Source organism: Streptomyces sp. NPDC048002, from assembly GCF_040653275.1.
GTDB lineage: Bacteria > Actinomycetota > Actinomycetes > Streptomycetales > Streptomycetaceae > Streptomyces.
Genome location: NZ_JBEZNL010000006.1, coordinates 303782 through 320263, shown reverse-complemented (window position 1 = coordinate 320263; position 16482 = coordinate 303782). Strand labels below are relative to the sequence as shown.

General features: G+C 73.5%; 15 protein-coding genes. 9 read left to right on the top strand and 6 right to left on the bottom strand.

The window, feature by feature from the left end; genetic code table 11:
- From AB0E07_RS12020 to AB0E07_RS11990, 7 genes are all read left to right on the top strand, one after another.
- On the top strand, positions 1 to 967 hold a 967-nt coding region (locus AB0E07_RS12020), incomplete at its 5' end, for an exopolysaccharide biosynthesis polyprenyl glycosylphosphotransferase (RefSeq protein ID WP_362249036.1).
- Between the two features lie 5 nt (positions 968 to 972).
- Complete coding sequence (locus AB0E07_RS12015) at positions 973 to 2280, top strand: O-antigen ligase family protein (RefSeq protein WP_362249033.1); 1308 nt, start codon at positions 973 to 975, stop codon at positions 2278 to 2280.
- The gene (locus tag AB0E07_RS12010; RefSeq protein WP_362249030.1) at positions 2277 to 3995 is read left to right on the top strand and encodes a lipid II flippase MurJ; all 1719 of its coding nucleotides are present in this window, start codon (positions 2277 to 2279) and stop codon (positions 3993 to 3995) included. Before AB0E07_RS12015 ends, AB0E07_RS12010 begins: the two co-directional genes overlap by 4 nt.
- Before the next feature lie 49 nt (positions 3996 to 4044).
- A complete protein-coding gene (locus AB0E07_RS12005; protein WP_362249027.1) occupies positions 4045 to 4737 on the top strand; it encodes a polysaccharide deacetylase family protein in 693 nt (230 codons plus the stop codon).
- Positions 4734 to 5891 (top strand): glycosyltransferase, encoded by a 1158-nt coding sequence (locus AB0E07_RS12000; RefSeq protein WP_362249024.1) that lies wholly within the window; start codon positions 4734 to 4736, stop codon positions 5889 to 5891. The genes AB0E07_RS12005 and AB0E07_RS12000 overlap by 4 nt, the downstream gene beginning before the upstream one ends.
- A complete protein-coding gene (locus tag AB0E07_RS11995; protein WP_362249020.1) occupies positions 5888 to 6541 on the top strand; it encodes a lipopolysaccharide biosynthesis protein in 654 nt (217 codons plus the stop codon). The genes AB0E07_RS12000 and AB0E07_RS11995 overlap by 4 nt, the downstream gene beginning before the upstream one ends.
- Positions 6538 to 7629 (top strand): GNAT family N-acetyltransferase, encoded by a 1092-nt coding sequence (locus AB0E07_RS11990; protein WP_362249017.1) that lies wholly within the window; start codon positions 6538 to 6540, stop codon positions 7627 to 7629. Before AB0E07_RS11995 ends, AB0E07_RS11990 begins: the two co-directional genes overlap by 4 nt.
- 23 nt (positions 7630 to 7652) lie before the next feature.
- Here the strand turns inward: AB0E07_RS11990 and AB0E07_RS11985 are convergent, their stop codons facing one another.
- The 4 genes from AB0E07_RS11985 to AB0E07_RS11970 form a co-directional block, all read right to left on the bottom strand.
- Positions 7653 to 8930: a glycosyl hydrolase gene (locus AB0E07_RS11985; protein ID WP_362249014.1), complete on the bottom strand. Its 1278-nt coding sequence runs from the start codon at positions 8928 to 8930 to the stop codon at positions 7653 to 7655.
- Positions 8931 to 9184: 254 nt separating this feature from the next.
- Entirely contained in the window at positions 9185 to 10231 is a 1047-nt protein-coding gene (locus AB0E07_RS11980) for a chaplin (protein ID WP_362249011.1), read from the bottom strand.
- Positions 10232 to 10337: 106 nt separating this feature from the next.
- Positions 10338 to 10565 (bottom strand): chaplin ChpD, encoded by a 228-nt coding sequence (gene chpD / locus AB0E07_RS11975; RefSeq protein WP_362249008.1) that lies wholly within the window; start codon positions 10563 to 10565, stop codon positions 10338 to 10340.
- Between the two features lie 318 nt (positions 10566 to 10883).
- Positions 10884 to 11300, bottom strand: coding sequence for a rodlin (locus tag AB0E07_RS11970; protein ID WP_362249005.1), 417 nt, complete (start codon positions 11298 to 11300; stop codon positions 10884 to 10886).
- A 285-nt stretch (positions 11301 to 11585) separates the two neighbouring features.
- Between AB0E07_RS11970 and AB0E07_RS11965 the strand changes: the two genes are divergently transcribed.
- Together AB0E07_RS11965 and AB0E07_RS11960 are read left to right on the top strand one after the other, a co-directional pair.
- Positions 11586 to 11987, top strand: a complete 402-nt coding sequence (locus AB0E07_RS11965) for a rodlin (protein ID WP_362249002.1) — start codon at positions 11586 to 11588, stop codon at positions 11985 to 11987.
- Between the two features lie 288 nt (positions 11988 to 12275).
- The gene (locus AB0E07_RS11960; RefSeq protein ID WP_362248999.1) at positions 12276 to 12686 is read left to right on the top strand and encodes a rodlin; all 411 of its coding nucleotides are present in this window, start codon (positions 12276 to 12278) and stop codon (positions 12684 to 12686) included.
- A gap of 79 nt (positions 12687 to 12765) precedes the next feature.
- On the opposite strand, the gene AB0E07_RS11955 is transcribed toward AB0E07_RS11960, so the two are convergent.
- Both AB0E07_RS11955 and AB0E07_RS11950 read right to left on the bottom strand, forming a co-directional pair.
- Positions 12766 to 14691 (bottom strand): AMP-dependent synthetase/ligase, encoded by a 1926-nt coding sequence (locus AB0E07_RS11955; RefSeq protein WP_362248996.1) that lies wholly within the window; start codon positions 14689 to 14691, stop codon positions 12766 to 12768.
- A gap of 103 nt (positions 14692 to 14794) precedes the next feature.
- Positions 14795 to 16339: a von Willebrand factor type A domain-containing protein gene (locus AB0E07_RS11950; protein WP_362248993.1), complete on the bottom strand. Its 1545-nt coding sequence runs from the start codon at positions 16337 to 16339 to the stop codon at positions 14795 to 14797.
- Positions 16340 to 16482: the final 143 nt, after the last annotated feature.

Sequence of the window (16482 nt, the reverse complement as noted above, 5' to 3'; positions counted from 1 at the left end):
CCGCGCCGACGCGCTGGCCGCCCGGCCGCGCGCCGCGCTCGTCATCGGCCCGGCCGCGACCGCGCAGCGTGTCGCCGCCGGGGTGCTGCGCCACCCGCGCTGCGGGGTGCGGCCGGTGGGCCTGGTCGCCGCCGACCCGGACGGCACCGAGACCCTGCCCGTGCTGAGCACCGGCGAGGAGGTCGAACGGGCCCTGATCCAGAACGGCGTCGTGGACGTCCTCGCCGTGCATCCGTCGGTGCGGTCCGAACGGGCGCCGCTGCTGCGGGCGCTGGCCGCCTCGGGCTGCACGGTGTGGGAGCTGGACGCGGACTCCCCCGCGTACGCCTCCCGGGACCAGCTCGCCGGCTACGCCTGTCGGCGCCTGCACATGGGGGCCGCCCCGCGCCACGCCGGCTTCGGCAAGCGGGCGCTGGACGTCACCGTGTCCGGGGTCCTGCTGGCCCTGGTCGGCCCGCTGCTGCTGCTGTGCGCCGCGGTGCTGCGGCTGACAGAAGGCCCCGGTGTCGTGTTCCGCCAGGAACGCATCGGCAAGGACGGGCGCCCCTTCACGCTGCTGAAGTTCCGCACCCACCGCCCGGTCGACGAGCACGAGTCGGCGACCCGCTGGAGCGTCGCGAACGAGGTGCGCATGTCGTGGTTCTGCCGCTTCCTGCGCCGCAGTTCGCTGGACGAGCTGCTCCAGCTGTGGAACGTGCTGCTGGGCGACATGAGCCTGGTCGGGCCGCGGCCCGAACGCCCCTACTTCGTCGCGAAGTTCAGCCAGACCTACCCCGGCTACGCGGCCCGCCACCGGATGCGGGCCGGGCTGACCGGCCTGGCCCAGGTGCACGGACTGCGCGGCGACACCTCCATCGAGGACCGGGCGCGGTTCGACAACGCGTACATCGACAACTGGTCGCTGTGGCAGGACGTGTGCATCCTGCTGCGCACGGCCGCGGCGCTGCTGCGCCCGACGGGGAGCTGACGGGCGTGGCCGGCCTCGCCCTCGCCCCGCCCCGGGTCCGCTCCCTCTCCCCGGTCCTGCCGGTGGTGGCGGTCGTGTCCCTGCTCGCGCTCCCCGTCGCCCCGGGCGGCGAGGGCGGCGCGGGCCCGGCCGACGCGCTGTCGGCGCTGATGGTCCTGTACTGCGCGGTACGTCTCGTACGGGACCGGCGGCGGCCCCTGTCGCGGCCCGCGGCCGTGGTGCTCGGCATGCCCGTGGTGGGGCTGGCGGTCGCCGCGGTGGGCGCGGTCTCGCCCGGCGCCGGTCTCAGCGGTATGGGCCGCTACCTCCAGGTGTTCGTGCTGGTCCCGGCCGCGGTCCTGCTGCTGATCCGGGACCGGGCCGACTTCCGGCTGCTGGCCTGGTCGTTCGTCGCCCTCGCGGGGTGGCAGGGGGCGGTCGGCGTGCACCAGTACGTGACCCGCACCGGTGCCTCCTACCAGGGCGAGCCGGTCCGGGCGGTCGGCACCTTCGGGGCGCAGGACGTGATGGGCATGTCCACCGTCGTCGCCTTCGGTCTGGTGTGCGCGGTGGGCCTGGCGCTCGGCCGCACCCCGGTACGGCACCGCGCGGTCGCGGCCGTGTGCGCCGTGGCGCTGTTGCTGCCGCTCGCCCTGTCCTTCAGCCGGGGCGCCTGGATCGCCACCGCCGTGGCCCTCGCGGCGCAACTGGCCCTGGCCGGGCTGCGGCGGGCGCTGAAGGTGGCCGCCGTGGTGGCCGCGACCGGGGTGATCCTGGTCGGCGGTCTCGGGATCGGCACGGCGATGCTCCAGGAGCGGATCAGCAGCATCGGGCAGGTCGCCGACGCCCCCGACCAGTCCGTCACCGACCGGTACACGATGTGGGCGGCCGCGACCGGCATGTGGCGGGAACAGCCGCTGGCCGGCGTCGGGTTGAAGGGATTCCCCGAACACCGGGACGCGCACGCCTCGCTGGCGCTGTCCGCGGGCAGCGACACCGAGGGCGCGGGCGCCGGATTCCTCCGTCAGCCGCTGCTCTCCCCGCACAACATGTATCTGCTGATCCTCGCCGAGCAGGGCCTGATCGGACTGGTCGCGCTGGTGGGCGGCTGGCTGGCGCTGCTGGTGTGCGCGGTGCGCCGGCTGGTCCGGGTGCGCGCGGCGGGACCCGGTACGGACTGCGGGCTGGTCGCCTGCGGCCTGCTGGTGTGGCAGCTCACCGACTTCGTGTACGCCGACATCGGCGGACCGTCCACCGTGCTGACCGCCGTCTGCCTGGGCCTGGTGGCCTGGTGGGCGTTGGCACCCGGCGCCGAGGAGGCCGCCGCACGATGACCGTGACACCTCCGGGCACCGGCACCGAGGGCCCGCCGCCCCTGCCGTCCGCCCTGCCGACCGCTCTGCCGTCCGCTCTGCCGTCGGCCCGCTCCGGCGAGCCCGGCACGGTCCGGGACGGCAACGAACTGCCCGTCGTCTCCAAGAAGTTCCTGGCCCGCGCGACCATCGTCACCGTCGTGCTGTCGATCGCCGGTGCCGTGCTGGGGCTGGCCCGCGACCAGGCGCTGGCCCGGCTGTTCGGCGCGGGCACCGAGACGGACGCGTTCCTGGTCGCCTGGACGGTGCCGGAGTTCGCCTCGACCCTGCTGATCGAGGACGGCCTCGCCTTCGCGCTGGTCCCCGCCTTCAGTCTGGCCCTGGCCCGCCGCTCCCGGGGCGCTCCCGGCGACCCGGTGCGCGCGCTGGTCGCGACGACACTCCCGAGGCTGGCCCTGGCCCTGGCCGCCACCGGCGCCCTGACCGTCTGGCTGGCGCCCCACCTGGTCGAGTTGCTCGCGCCAGGACTGCCCGACCCGGCGCTCGCCGTCGACTGCACCCGCCTGACCGCGACCTGCGTGCTGAGCTTCGGACTCGCCGGTTTCTGCGCGGCCGGGCTGCGCGCCCACCGGCGCTTCCTGGTCCCGGCCACGATCTACGTGGCGTACAACACCGGCATCATCACGGCGATGTTCGTGCTCGGCGGCCGCTGGGGGGTGCGGTCGGCGGCGGTGGGTGTCGCGGTCGGCGGCGTCCTGATGGTCGCCGTACAACTGCCTTCCTTCGTCAAGCAGTTGCGCCGTCGGTCGGTCGCCGCGGAGGAGTCGGGGCCCGCCGCCGGGCAGGCCGTGGGTGCCGCGCTGGTGGCGTCCGTGCTGCTGTTCGCGCTGTGCCGTCAGTCGCAGGTCCTCATCGAGCGCTACCTCGCCTCCGGGCTGCCCGCCGGGTCCATCTCGCACCTGAACTACGCGCAGAAGGTCGCCCAGATCCCGATGACGCTGTCGCTGATGCTGTGCACCGTCACCTTCCCGGTGGTGGCCCGCGCGATGGCCGAGGGCAACACCGACCTGGCCCGCGCCCGGGTCGAGCGGGACCTGGCGATGGCCGCCTGCGTCGTCCTGCTCGGCACCGCCACGGTCGTCGCCTGCGCCCCGCAGATGGTCGAACTCCTTTTCCAGCGCGGCGCGTTCACCGCCGAGGACACGGCCGTGACGGCCGCGGTGATGCGCGTGTACGCCCTCGGACTGCTCGGCCAGACCCTGGTCGGGGTGCTGATCCGCTCCTACTTCTCGGCCGGCCGCCCCACCTGGTACCCGCTGGCGACGATGGCCGTCGGCATCGTCGTCACCTCCTGGGCCGGCGCCTGGTCCCTGGCCTCGTGGGGGGTGCGCGGGATCGCCGCCGCCAACGCCGCCGGCATCACCGTCACCGCCGTGCTGCTCCTCGCGGGCATGCGCCGGCGTTCCGTTCCCGTCCGCACCCGGCACGTGCTGCGGGAGCTGGGCGGACCGGTGGCCGCCGCCGCCCTCGCGACCCCGGCCGGCGCCCTGGCCGCCGCCCGCCCCGACACGCCCCTGGCGGCGCTCGCCGTCGGCGCGGCGACCGTGACCTGCCTGTTCCTGCTGCTCGGCCGGGCCGTCAACGCCCAGGGCCTGAAACCGATCTTCGACTCCTTTCGCACCGTCACACAAAGGCTCCGCCATGTCCGTTCCCGCTCGTCCCGTCGGCTCCGCTGACCCCGTTCCGCGCCAGGGGCGCCGCCCGGGGCCGGTCCCCTGGGTGGCGATGTACCACTCCGTGGGTGACTGCTCGGACGACCCGTACCGGATCACGGTCACGCCCGAGCGCCTCGACGAACAGCTCGGTCTGCTGCGCCGCCGGGGCCTGCGGGGCGTGTGCATGGCCGACCTGCTCGCCGCCCGCTCCCGGGGCGAGGGGCCCGGCCTGGTCGGGCTGACCTTCGACGACGGGTACGCCGACTTCCTCGACCACGCCCTGCCGGTGCTGGACCGCCACGGCTGCGGCGCCACCCTCTTCGTGCTGCCCGGCCGGCTCGGCGGCGACAACGCCTGGGACCCGCTCGGCCCGCGCAAACCGCTGCTGGACGCGGACGGCATCCGGCGGGCGGCCGACGCCGGGGTGGAGATCGGCTCGCACGGGCTGACCCATGTGGACCTGACCAGGGCGGACGAGGAGGCCCTGCGCGCCGAGACCGCGGACAGCCGAGCGGTGCTCACCGAGCTGACCGGCGCACCGGTGGACGGCTTCTGCTACCCGTACGGCACGCTCGACGCCCGCGCCGTCGAGGCGGTCCGCGCGGCCGGCTACGGCTACGGCTGCGCCATCGACCCCGGCCCGCTGACCGGCCCGCACGCGCTCCCCCGCGTCCACGTCGGACAGAACGACGGCGCCGTACGCCTCTATCTCAAGCAGCGGCTGCACCGGCTGCGCCGCCGGCCCGTGGGAGGTCCGCGATGAAGGCCCTGCACATCATCACCGGCCTCGGCGTCGGCGGCGCCGAGCAGCAACTGCGGCTGCTGCTGCGGCATCTGCCCGTCGAGTGCGACGTCGTCACCCTCACCAACCCCGGCGCGGTCGCCGACGGACTGGTCGCGGACGGGGTGCGCGTCGTCCACCTCGGCATGTCCGGCAACCGCGACCTGGCCGCCCTGCCCCGGCTGGCCCGGCTGATCCGCCGCGGCGGCTACGACCTGGTCCACACCCACCTGTACCGCGCCTGCCTCTACGGCCGGCTGGCCGCGCGGATGGCGGGGGTGGGCGCGGTCGTCGCCACCGAACACTCCCTGGGCGACTCGCAGATGGAGGGCCGGCGGCTCGGTCCGGGCGTGCGCTCCCTGTATCTGGCGGGCGAACGGCTCGGCCGGATGACCGTCGCGGTCTCCCCGACCGTCGCCGACCGGCTCAAGCGCTGGGGCGTGCCCGCGCCGCGGATCGAGGTGGTGCCCAACGGCATCGACCTGGAGCGCTTCCGCTTCGACCCGGTGCGGCGGCTGCACACCCGGCGCCGCCTCGGCCTGCCCGAGGACGCCCATGTCGTCGGCGGTGTCGGCCGGCTGACGGAGGGCAAGAGCTTCGGCACCCTGGTGCGCGCCCTCGCCCTGCTCCCCGAGGACCACTGGCTGCTGCTGGTCGGCGGCGGCCCCGAGGAACGGGCCCTGCGCCGCACGGCGCACGAGGCGGGCGTCGGCGACCGGGTCCTGTTCACCGGCGAACGCCCCTACGTCCCCGACGGCACCCCGGGCCCGGACCTGCCCTCGCTGCTCGCCGCGATGGACGTCTTCGCCTCCCCCTCCCCCGAGGAGGCGTTCGGGCTGGCCGCGCTGGAGGCGCTGGCCTGCGGACTGCCCGTGCTGTACGCCTCCTGCCCCGCGATCGAGGACCTCCCCGCCGGGGCGGCGCCCACCGCGCGCCGCGTCGCCGGCGGCCCCGAGGAGTTCGCCCGCGCCCTCACCGCCGCCCGCGCCGAGGGCCCTCACCCGCGCACCGCGCCCGAGGCCGCCCGGCACTACGCCATCACCCGCAGCGCCGCCCGTCTGCTCGACCTGTACCACTCCGTCGCCTCCCCGCCGTCCGCCTCGTCCCCGTCACCCGAGGGAGTCCGTTCCACATGACCGAGCACGCCACCGGACGGCACCGTCCGGCCACTCCCCTGTCCCGTGCCAGGTCCCTGCCGCCCTGGTCCCTGATCGCGGCGGGCGCCGTCGCCGGCGGCCTGCTCGGCGGGGCGTACGGGCTGCTCCAGCCGCCGGCCTACACGGCCACCAGCTATGTCGTCGCCGTCCCGACCGAGGGGTCCGACCCGTCCTCCGCGCTCGGTTTCGCCCAGGCGTACGGCCGGGTCGCCACCCAGCTCGCGGTGCTGGGCGACGCCCAGGTGTGGGCGGGCGTGCCGGTGTCGACGCTCCAGGAGAGCGTGCGGACCGCGACCTCGCCGGACGCCCCGATGGTCGCCGTCACCGCGACCTCCTCGCGCGCCGACCTGGCCGCCGACATGGCCAACGCCGTCTCCCGCGCGCTGACCCGGCACGCGGCGGACACCGAGGCGTCCACCCGTGTCGAGCTCCAGCAGTTCGCCCGCGCCACCGAGCCCGCCGAGCCCTCCTCCGCCTCCCCCGCGCTGACCGGCCTGGTCGGCGCGAGCGCGGGCGGGCTGCTGGGCGGGCTGGTGCTGCTGGTCCGGCCCCGGCGGGGCGCCGACGGCCCCGGACGGCCGGCCGTGCCCGGCCCGGCCCTCGCCGCCGACGTCCACGGACAGCTGTGACCTGCACGACGGAACTCGTCACCGACGCGGACGCGTTCGCCGCACTGTCCTCCGACTGGGCGCGGCTGTACGGCAACTGCGCGACCGCGACCCCGTTCCAGAGCCATGCCTGGCTGCATTCGTGGTGGCTGTCGTACGGCGGGCCGGGCCGGCTCCGGCTGGTCCTGGTCCGCGACCGGGGCGAACTCGTGGCCGCCGCCCCGCTGATGCGGGTGGGCGGCCCGCTGCCCACGCTGGTGCCGCTCGGCGGGGCGATCTCCGACTACGGGGACGTCCTGCTGGACGGCGAGCACGGCGAACCGGCGGTGGCCGCGCTCACCGAGGGCCTCGCGGCGGCGGCCGGGACCGCCCTGATCGACCTGCGCGAGGTCCGCCCGGGAGGCGCGGCCGAACAGGTCTACGACCGCTGGCGGGGCCCCCGCCGCGCGGTGCCGGACTCCCTGTGCCTGGAACTGCCGGCCGCCCCGGTGCCGGAGCTGATCGCCCGGCTGCCGTCGGCCAAGGCGCAGCAGCGGGTCCGCGCCAAGCTGCGCAAGCTGACCGCGCTCGGTATCGAGCGGCACGTGGTGGCGCCGGGCGAGGTGGACAAGGCGCTGCGGCGGCTGCTGGAACTGCACCGGCTCCAGTGGCAGGGGCGCACGGTGACGGCCGAGCATCTGCGGCCCCGGTTCTGCGAGCACCTGGTGCGCTCGGTCGGGCCGATGGTGGCGTCCGGGGACGCCGTCGTCACCGAGTTCCGCCTCGACGACGACGTGGTGGCGGTCGATCTGACCCTGCTGTCGAACCGCCTCACGGGCGGCTATCTGTACGGCGCCCATCCGTGTCTGCGCGAACGCAAGGCGGACGTGGCGGTGATGCTGCTGGACGCCTGTGCCGAGCACGCGCGGGGCACCCTGAGCCTGCTGCGCGGGAACGAGCCGTACAAGCAGCACTGGCGGCCCGAGCCGGTGGTCAACCGGCGGCTGCTGCTGGCCCGACGGCGGACCGCGCCGCTGCTGGCGGCGGCGCTGTGCGCGGCCGCCGCCCGGCGGCAGGGCAAGCGGCTGGTGCGCCGCTGGCAGGAGCGCGAGGGTGGCGGAGGGCCCTGACCGGCCCGCCGCCACCCGGGGGTTCACCTGTTGCGCGAGTACCAGTCGAAGCGCAGGCACAGCTTCCCGCCGAGCCAGTACTCCACCCACTCGCCCAGGTCCAGCGGCGAGCAGTTGGGCGGGGTGACCGGCGGGGTGGTGGGCCCGGTCGGCTCCGGCGTGGGCGTGGGTGTCGGCTCCGGCGTGGGCGTGGGTGTCGGCTCCTCGGTCCGGCCGGACAGCGCCTGCCGGTAGACCTCGGACGCCCGGGGGTTCTCCGCGCACTGCCACACACCGTGCGGGCAGTAGTCCGTCACCGTGTTGTACAGCGGCTTGTGCTCGTCCATCCAGGCGAGCATGCGGCGCATGTACTCGGCGTTGTCGCCGTTGCGGAACAGCCCCCACTCCGGGTAGGAGATCGGCTTGCCGTGGGCCTTGGCGAAGTCGACGTGCGCCTGGAGGCCGTAGGGCTCCTTGATCTGCTCGTCGAAGGACACGCCCCGCGGCTGGTCGTAGGAGTCCATGCCGATGATGTCGACGGTGTCGTCCCCGGGGTAGCACTGGGTCCAGGGAACGGCGTCCCGGCCGCGGCTCGGGGTGAAGTCGAACTTGAACCGCTGCCCCGGCACCGCCCGCATGGCCGTGACGATCCGCTTCCAGTACGTCTTCCAGGACTCCGGGTCGGGACCGCAGCGGTGGGTGTAGGTGATGCCGTTCATCTCCCAGCCGGGCACGATGACCGTGTCCGGGATCCCCAGTTCCACCAGCCGCTTCGCCAGGGCGCGGAAGTGGTGGTCGAAGGCGCCGCCCGCGGCCTGCCGGAGCAGGGTCCGGACCTGGGCGTCGGAGAGGCCCTCCTCGTTGCGCTCCATCATGGGGACGTTCAGGACGAACATCCGGTCGTCCCGCTCCCGGCGCCAGTTCGCCCAGTCCTCCAGGAAGTCGGGGGCGCCCGCGATGTTGCTCCACCGGTCGCCGGGCAGATAGGTGTGGCCGACGCGCAGGTCGGCGCCGCCCAGCCAGTCGCTCAGCTCGGCGATCCGGGCCACGCCCCGGGCGTCGTAGTTGAGGTAGGCACCGAAGGCGGGGGTGTCCTGCTTCGGTCCGGCGGGCACCGGTGTCGTGGCTGCCGAGGCGGGATCCGTCGTCGTGGGGGCCGGGGACGCCGCGGGTGCCGGAGCGGGCGGGTCGGCGGCGACGCGCGCCACCCCCGCACCCGCGGCGACACCCGGACCGGACGCGAGGGCGGCGGACGCGGCGACGATCACCGCGATACTCGCCGACCACCGACGGGTCCGGGCCGATCGCTGCTGTGGGGCCATGCCTGCTCCTTTCTCCGTGAGCGCAGGTTGAGCCATTACTGACACTCAGTCATATGAAATGGCATTACGCCACCGCCATTACGGCTTCCGAGTGCCCCACTCGCCCGACCGAAGGAAAGATGACGAAAGAAGACGGGAGAAGAGAAAAAACGAAAGCCTGTCGCTGCTGCGACAGGCAGGAAAGAAAAAGACGGGGAACGGCCACCCGTGTACGGGTGCCGGGCGCCGAGCGCGTCCGGCACCCGTACGGCGGCTCACCGACGGGAGGCGGCTCTGCCTCGTCGGTACAGCACGGCTCCGGCCACGATCAGGGCGGCACTGGCACCGGCGGCGGCCAGCACGGCCTCACCACTGCCGGTCTCGGGCAGGGAGGGCGGGGGCCCCTCGCCTCCGCCCGGCGGCTTGGTGGGAGGCGTCGTGGGCGGGGTGGTCGGCGGTGTCGTCGGAGGAGTCGTGGGCGGCTTGGTCGGCGGCGTGGTGGTGGGAGGCGTCGTCGGCGGCTTCGTGGGAGGCGTGGTGGGCGGGGTCGTCGGCGGCTTGGTCGGCGGGGTCGTCGGCGGCTTCGTGGGAGGCGTGGTGGGCGGGGTCGTCGGCGGCTTGGTCGGCGGGGTCGTCGGCGGCTTCGTGGGAGGCGTGGTGGGGGGCTTCGTGGGAGGCGTGTCCCCGTAGCCGTAGCCGTCGTCGTCCGGCGAGTCGCCGTAACCGTGGCCGCCGTCGTCGTGGCGGGTCTCCCGCTCGCCGCACTCGTTGCCGAACGCCGGGTTCAGGGCACCGACCACGTCGACGCTGTTGCCGCAGACGTTCACCGGCACCTCGGCCGGGGTCTTCACCGCGTTCCCGGAGACGAGGCCGGGCGAGCCCTCGGTCCCGCCGTTCGCCGAGGCTCCGCCACCCCGGTCCTCGTCGCGGCCGTGGTCGCGGCCGTGGTCACGGTCGCGGCCCTGGCCGTAGCCGTACTCGCGGGCGAAGTCGCGGCCGTGTCCGTAGTCGCGTGCGTAGTCCCGCGCGTAGCCGGAATCCGCGAACGGCGAACCGTGGGCGTCGGCCCGCTCGGCATCCGCGTCGTTGGCGCAGCCGTTGCCGAAGGACGGGTTGAGCGCGGCGCCCGCGTCCACGCTGTTGCCGCAGACGTTGACCGGCACGGTGACCGGCGCCGACACGTCGTTGCCGGACAGCACGCCGGGCGATTCGGCGGCGGTCCCGTTGGCGCTCGTGTCGGCGAGGGCGGAGCCACCGCACAGGGACAGAATGCTCGTCGCGGCTGCGGCCGCGACCACGCCCCTACTCAGGGTCTGTCGCAATGTCGTTGTCTTCCTGCTCGAAGAAGTGGGAAAAGCCGGCCTCGGAACAGGGAGAAGTGTCCGAGGCCGGCCCTGACACAAGCCGAGCGGCTGGTGCGTTGCGTCGTCAGTCGTTGACGCAGGTGTTGCCGAACGCGGGGTTCAGCAGGGCGATGACGTTCACGGTGTTGCCGCAGACATTCACCGGAATGTGCACGGGGACCTGGATCACGTTGCCCGACAGGACGCCGGGGGAGCCAACGGCCGCGCCGTTGGCTCCCGAGTCGGCGAAGGCCGGGGCGGCGATGCCCATGGCCATGATGGCGCCCGCGACGACAGCAGCGCTCTTCTTCATGAACTATCCCTTCTCCGCGGTCGTGCCCCTGTGTCGACCGAGGCCGAGCGAGCACAGCTGGAACGGCTCGCTGCACGACCGGCAGGCTGTAGAACGAGGGATAGACGGATCAGGAAACTACGGAACGCGAGTCGTGGAACAATTCACTCGAACGCCTTCACAGAATTGACACCGGGGCTCCGGGAGAACGTTCCGGTGAAGATCGAAACGCTTCGACCGGGTGAAGGGAATCAAACGGCGCAGCAGGCGCAGAAAACCGCCCGGCACCCCCGGGGAAAAGGGGAAAGGCCGGGCGGCCTCTGCTGGTCGGCGAAAGCGTCAGCCGTTGTCGACGCCGTTGCCGGAGAGCGCGGAGATGTCGCTGAGGATGTGCGACAGCGGCTCGTCACCCTTGGCCTGGGTGGAGTTCTCGGCGCACTGCTGGTTCTGCGCGGCCGACAGGATCGGCACGTCCTGGGCGATGCCGACGGCGGCGAGGACGCCGACCAGGCCCTGCGCGTTCGCCTTCACGGGCACGCCGGCACAGAGCTTGTTGGCCGAGCCCTGCACCAGGGTGGCCTGCGGGCTCATGTCGCCGCGGGTGGCCGAGTTGCCGAAGGACGACTCGGCGCGGTTGCCGCTGGAGGAGGTGGTGCCGGTGTCGTCACCGATGGCAAGCGCCTGGGGGGCGGCCGCGGCCGACGCTCCGACGACGGACGCGGTGACCGCGACGGCGGCCATTGCCTTCTTGAGCATGCTGCATTTCCTTTCGTGGGCAGGACGCGCCGCGGGTCCGGACACACCCTGAGGCAAGACGCGTGTTCCTGCCTTCGCATCAACCCGGTGCGCCGGGATTGGTTTCGCCACTTCACCCGATCGAGCCGCTCGGCCGTCCCGGTCAACGGAATGGCCGGGTCGAGTGAATTGGTGCGCTTTTCTTCCCGATGTGGGCCATCGGAGTGAATGGCAGCAACCAAGCGGGCCGGGTGGAGTTGACCAGAACGCTCCGGTGGACGGGGTTTCTCCAGAAGGGACTAGCAAGTGATCAAGAAGGTTCTGGCTTCCGCCGCGGTCGCCGCCTCCGTCGTCGGGATCGCCTCTCCGGCCATGGCCATCGGCAACGACAACGGCACCACCTCCTCCAGTGGCAACGGCGCCTCGCAGTCGTTCGGCAACTCGGCCACCTACGGCAACATGAGCCCCCAGATGGCGCTCATCCAGGGCTCGCTGAACAAGCCCTGCATCGGCCTGCCGGCGAAGGCGAACCTCCAGGGCATCCTCGGTGTCGCGGCGGTCGGCGTCCTGCAGGACGTGCCGATCCTGTCGGCCCCGCAGAACCAGCAGTGTGTCGAGAACTCCACCCAGGCCAAGGGCGACGAGCCGCTGTCGCACATCCTGGACGACATCTCCGTGCTCGCCGGCAACGGCGCGGGCAACAGCTGAGGCACCAGCCTCACCGTGGAGCCCTGAGTCAGCGGGCCGCCGGATCTCCGGCGGCCCGCTGCTTTGCGTTCGCATCCGGTGAAGTCGTCGCGTTCAGGGCTCCGGACAGAGGCCTGGGGACGGCGGCCGTTCGGCGGCGGGGAGCGCGCGGGCGTACCGGCGACGGCGCTCGGGGCGAGGGTGTGTGCGCTGGGCCAATCGAGGCAAAGCCCGCAACCACCTCGGGGGTTCGGGCGTTGACGATCACGCAGCTCCTCCCCCGGAGTCCGCTTTTCGAAGGGAACGAACATGAAGAAGCTGTGGGCAACCGCGGCTGTCGCCGCTTCCGTCGCCGGCCTCACGGCCGCCACCGCCACGCAGGCGCTTGCGATCGGCAACGACGAAGGCACCACCTCCTCCAGCGGCAACGGCGCCTCGCAGGAGTTCGGCAACTCGGCCACGTTCGGCGACATGAGCCCGCAGCTCTCGCTGGTCCAGGGCTCGCTGAACAAGCCCTGTGTCGGTCTGCCGGCGAAGCTGAACCTCCAGGGTCTCGTGGGCGTCGCCGCCGTCGGCGTCCTGCAGGACGTGCCGATCCTGTCGGCCCCGCAGAACCAGCAGTGTGTCGAGAACTCCACCCAGGCCAAGGGCGACGAGCCGCTGTCGCACATCCTGGACGACATCTCCGTGCTCGCCGGCAACGGCGTCGGCAACGGCTGAGCGTCCACGCCTCCCGAAGGCGGGTCACCGGGTCTCCCCCGGTGACCCGCCTTTGCCGTGTGCCGAGCGGTGGCGCGGGTCAGCCGCGGTAGAGGGCCTCGATCTCGGCCTCGTACGCCTCGGTCACGGTGTGGCGCTTGACCTTCAGGGACGGGGTCAGCATGCCGTTCTCCTCGGTGAACTCGCCCTCCACCAGGGTGAAGGCGCGGATGGACTCCGCGCGCGAGACGGCCTCGTTGGCGTGGTCGACGGCGCGCTGGACGTCGGCGCGCATCCGCGGGTCGCGGGCGATCTCGGCGAGGGGGGTGTCCCGGGGCAGCCCGCGGACGGACAGCCAGTGGGCGACCGCCTCGGGGTCGAGGGTGATCAGGGCGCCGACGAAGGGCCGGTTGTCGCCGACCACGAGGCACTGGCCGACCGGTGCGCGGCTGCGCAGCCGGTCCTCCAGGACGGCCGGGGAGACGTTCTTGCCGCCGGAGGTGACGATGAGGTCCTTCTTGCGGCCGGTGATGGTGAGGCAGCCCTCCTCGTCCAGGGAGCCCAGGTCGCCGGTGGCGAACCAGTCGCCCCGGAGCACGGCGTCGGTGGCGTCCGGGTTGTTCCAGTAGGAGCCGAAGACGATGCCGCCGCGGATCAGGACCTCGCCGTCGTCGGCGATGCGGACGGCGGTGCCCGGGACCGGCGGTCCCACCGTGCCGGGGCGGGGGCGCAGGGGCGGGACGATGGTGGCGGCGGCGGTGGTCTCGGTCAGGCCGTAGCCCTCGTAGACCATGATTCCGGCGGCGTAGAAGAACAGGTTGAGGTCGCGGTCGAGGGGGGAGCCGCCGCTGATGGCGTAGCGCATGCGGCCGCCGAGTTCCTTGCGGACCCGGCGGTAGACCAGCAGGTCGTACAGGGCCCAGGCGGCGTACAGGCCGGGTCCCGGGCCCTTGCCGGTGCCGAGGAAGCGGGCGAGGTGGGCCTCGGCGAAGCGGACGGCGACGCGGTCGGCGCGGTCGAAGGAGGCGGCCCGGCCCATCTTCTCCGCGGTGGCGCGGCCGGTGTCGTGGATCTTCTCGAAGAGGTACGGCACGCCCACCAGGAAGGTCGGGCGGAACTCCTTGAGTGCGGGCCGGAGTTCGTCCGGTTTCACGCTCGGGAAGTGACCGGTCTCGATCCGGGCCATCAGGCAGGAGATCTGGATGCTGCGGCCCAGGATGTGGGCGAGCGGGAGGAAGAGCAGGGTGGACGGGGCCTGGCGGGTGACCTCGCGGAACACCGGCAGCAGCAGTTCCACGGTGTTGGCGGCCTCGGCGTGGAGGTTGGCGTGGGTGAGCACGCAGCCTTTGGGGCGGCCGGTGGTGCCGGAGGTGTAGCAGACCGTGGCGACCGTGTCGGGGGTCAGGGAGGTGCGGCGCTTGGTGACCTCCTCGTCGGCCACGTCCCGGCCGAGGGCGGTGAGGTCGGCGACGGCGCCCGCGTCCAACTCCCAGATGCGGGGGGCCTCCTGATGGTCTGCGGTGCCCTCGGTCACCGTGGCGCTGTGCTGCGGGGTCTCGGTGACGACGTGCCGGGCACCGGAGTCCCGGACGATCCACTCCACCTGGTCCGGCGAGGAGGTGGGGTAGACCGGCACGGACTGGCCGCCGGCGGCCCAGATCGCGAAGTCCAGCAGGGTCCACTCGTAGCGGGTGCGGGACATGACCGCGACCCGTCCGCCGGGCTCCAGACCGGCGGCGATCAGGCCCTTGGCGACGGCCGTGACCTCCTCGGCGAAGGCCGCGGCCGTCACCTCCCGCCAGGTGCCGCGGTCCGGCACGGGGCGGCGCAGGACCACGGCGTCCGGGGCCTCGGCGGCGTTGGTGAAGGGGATGTCCGCGGTGGTGCCGGCGGGCTGCTCGGCGGCGAGGGCCGGGACGCGGGCCTCGCGGACCGCCCCGTTGCCGTCCCTGGTGATCTCGACCCCGGTGCGGCTGACGAGGTCGGTGCGCTGCTTCGCTCGTTTCAGATCCCTGCGTACGCCCATGGCGGTCCCCTGGTCGCGACTGTGCGGCTCGGACTTGCGAGTTCTTTACTTACTGGGAAGTAAACTTACCGGCGCGTAGCAGAAGGTCAATGGGTGCGGACACCTACGTCAGGCGATCGGCCCGGCGAATCGCCTCCGCCAGTCCGCGTACCTCGCCGTCCTCCGTGCCTCCCGCCAACTCCTGAGCGCGCTCGGCCAGTTCGCCGAACCCGGGCGCTCCGGGCAGGGTGTCCCAGTCCTCGGCGCCCCGGCGCAGGGCGTCCGCGAAGTACGCGGCCACCGCCGTGACCTGGAAGCGCGGGCCCGCCGTCCAGACCGAGCCGGCCAGGTCCGCCGTCTCCAGTCGGCCCGACTCCTCGTGCGGGGTGCGGGAGTCGGGGTCCAGCCAGCGGACCGTGGCCGTGGCCAGGTGGCCCTCGGCGCCCGGAGCCGAGCGGACCGCGTACAGCGCCGTCACCGTGTGGCCGGGTCCGGTCTCGCCGCCGTCCACCGAGTCGTCGCGGAAGTCGTCGTCCGCCACCTGGCGGTTGTCGTAGCCGATGAGCCGGAACTCCTCCACGGTCGAGGGGTCGAAGGAGACCTGGGCCTTGGCGTCCCGGGCGGTGAGGTCGATGTTGCGCGGGAGTTCCTCGCTGAAGACCTGCCGGGCCTCCTCCTCGTCCGAGACGTAGGTGGTGTGACCGTCGCCGCGGTCCGCGAGGCGCTCCATCAGGGCGTCCCCGTAGTCGCTGCCGACGCCCACGCCGAAGAGGGTGATGCCGTACTCCTCGCGGGCGCCCGCGACCCGTTCGAGGATGGTGTCGGCGTCCGTGTCGCCCGTGTTGGCGAGCGCGTCGGAGATCAGGACCACCCGGTTGGTCGCGCCCCGGCGCAGGCCCTCCACGGCCGTCGCGTATCCCTCCTCCACGCCCGCGCCCAGGTTCGTGGACTGGGCCGGTTCCAGGCCGTCGACGGCCGCGTGGATCTCGTCGCGGTGGCCGCCCACCCGGGTCATCGGCAGGACGGTCTCGGCCTCGCCGCTGAACGTGACGACCGCGACCGAGTCGTTCTCGCGCAGGCGGTCGGTCATCACGCCGAGGGACTCCCGGGCCAGGTCCAGGCGGCCCGGCTCGCTCATCGAACCCGACACGTCGATCACGAACGTCAGCGCGGCGGGCGGGCGTTCCTCCTCGCCCTCGGCGGCCCGGGTGGCCAGGCCCACGCGGAGCAGCGACCAGTCCTCGCGTTCGGTGCGCGCGCCGTCGACCGTCACCGTGAACCCGTCGCCGTCGGGGCGTTCGTAGTCCTGGCGGAAGCTGTTGACGAACTCCTCGGGGCGGACCGTCCACGGGTCGGGCAGCCGTCCGTCGGCCAGGGTGCGGCGGGCGTAGCCGTAGGAGGCGGTGTCCACGTCGAGGGCGAAGGTGGAGACGAGGTCCGGCGCGGGGGCGACGTCCCGGGCGGATCCGTCGCTCTCCTCGCTGTCCTCGCCGCGCTCACCGCCGTACTGGCCGCCGTCGGGGGCGGGTTGCCGGCCTTCGTCCCGATGCGCGCCGTCCGAGGCGCCGCCCTGGTTCGGGCCGGCGCTGCACCCCGTCAGCAGCAGTCCCGTCGCGGTGAGCGCGAGCACCGCGCCCCGCAGCCCCCGTCGTGTGCCGTACCGTGCCATCTTCCCTGCCCCCTCGGTCCGTTGACGTCACGTCGACTTCTGCGACTGTGACGGGGCGAGGGGGCGGAACGTGCGCCACGGAGCGTTGCGGGTCGGTCTCGAAGTGGGCACGACCGGCGCCCGCCGAGACCGGTGGGTGATCC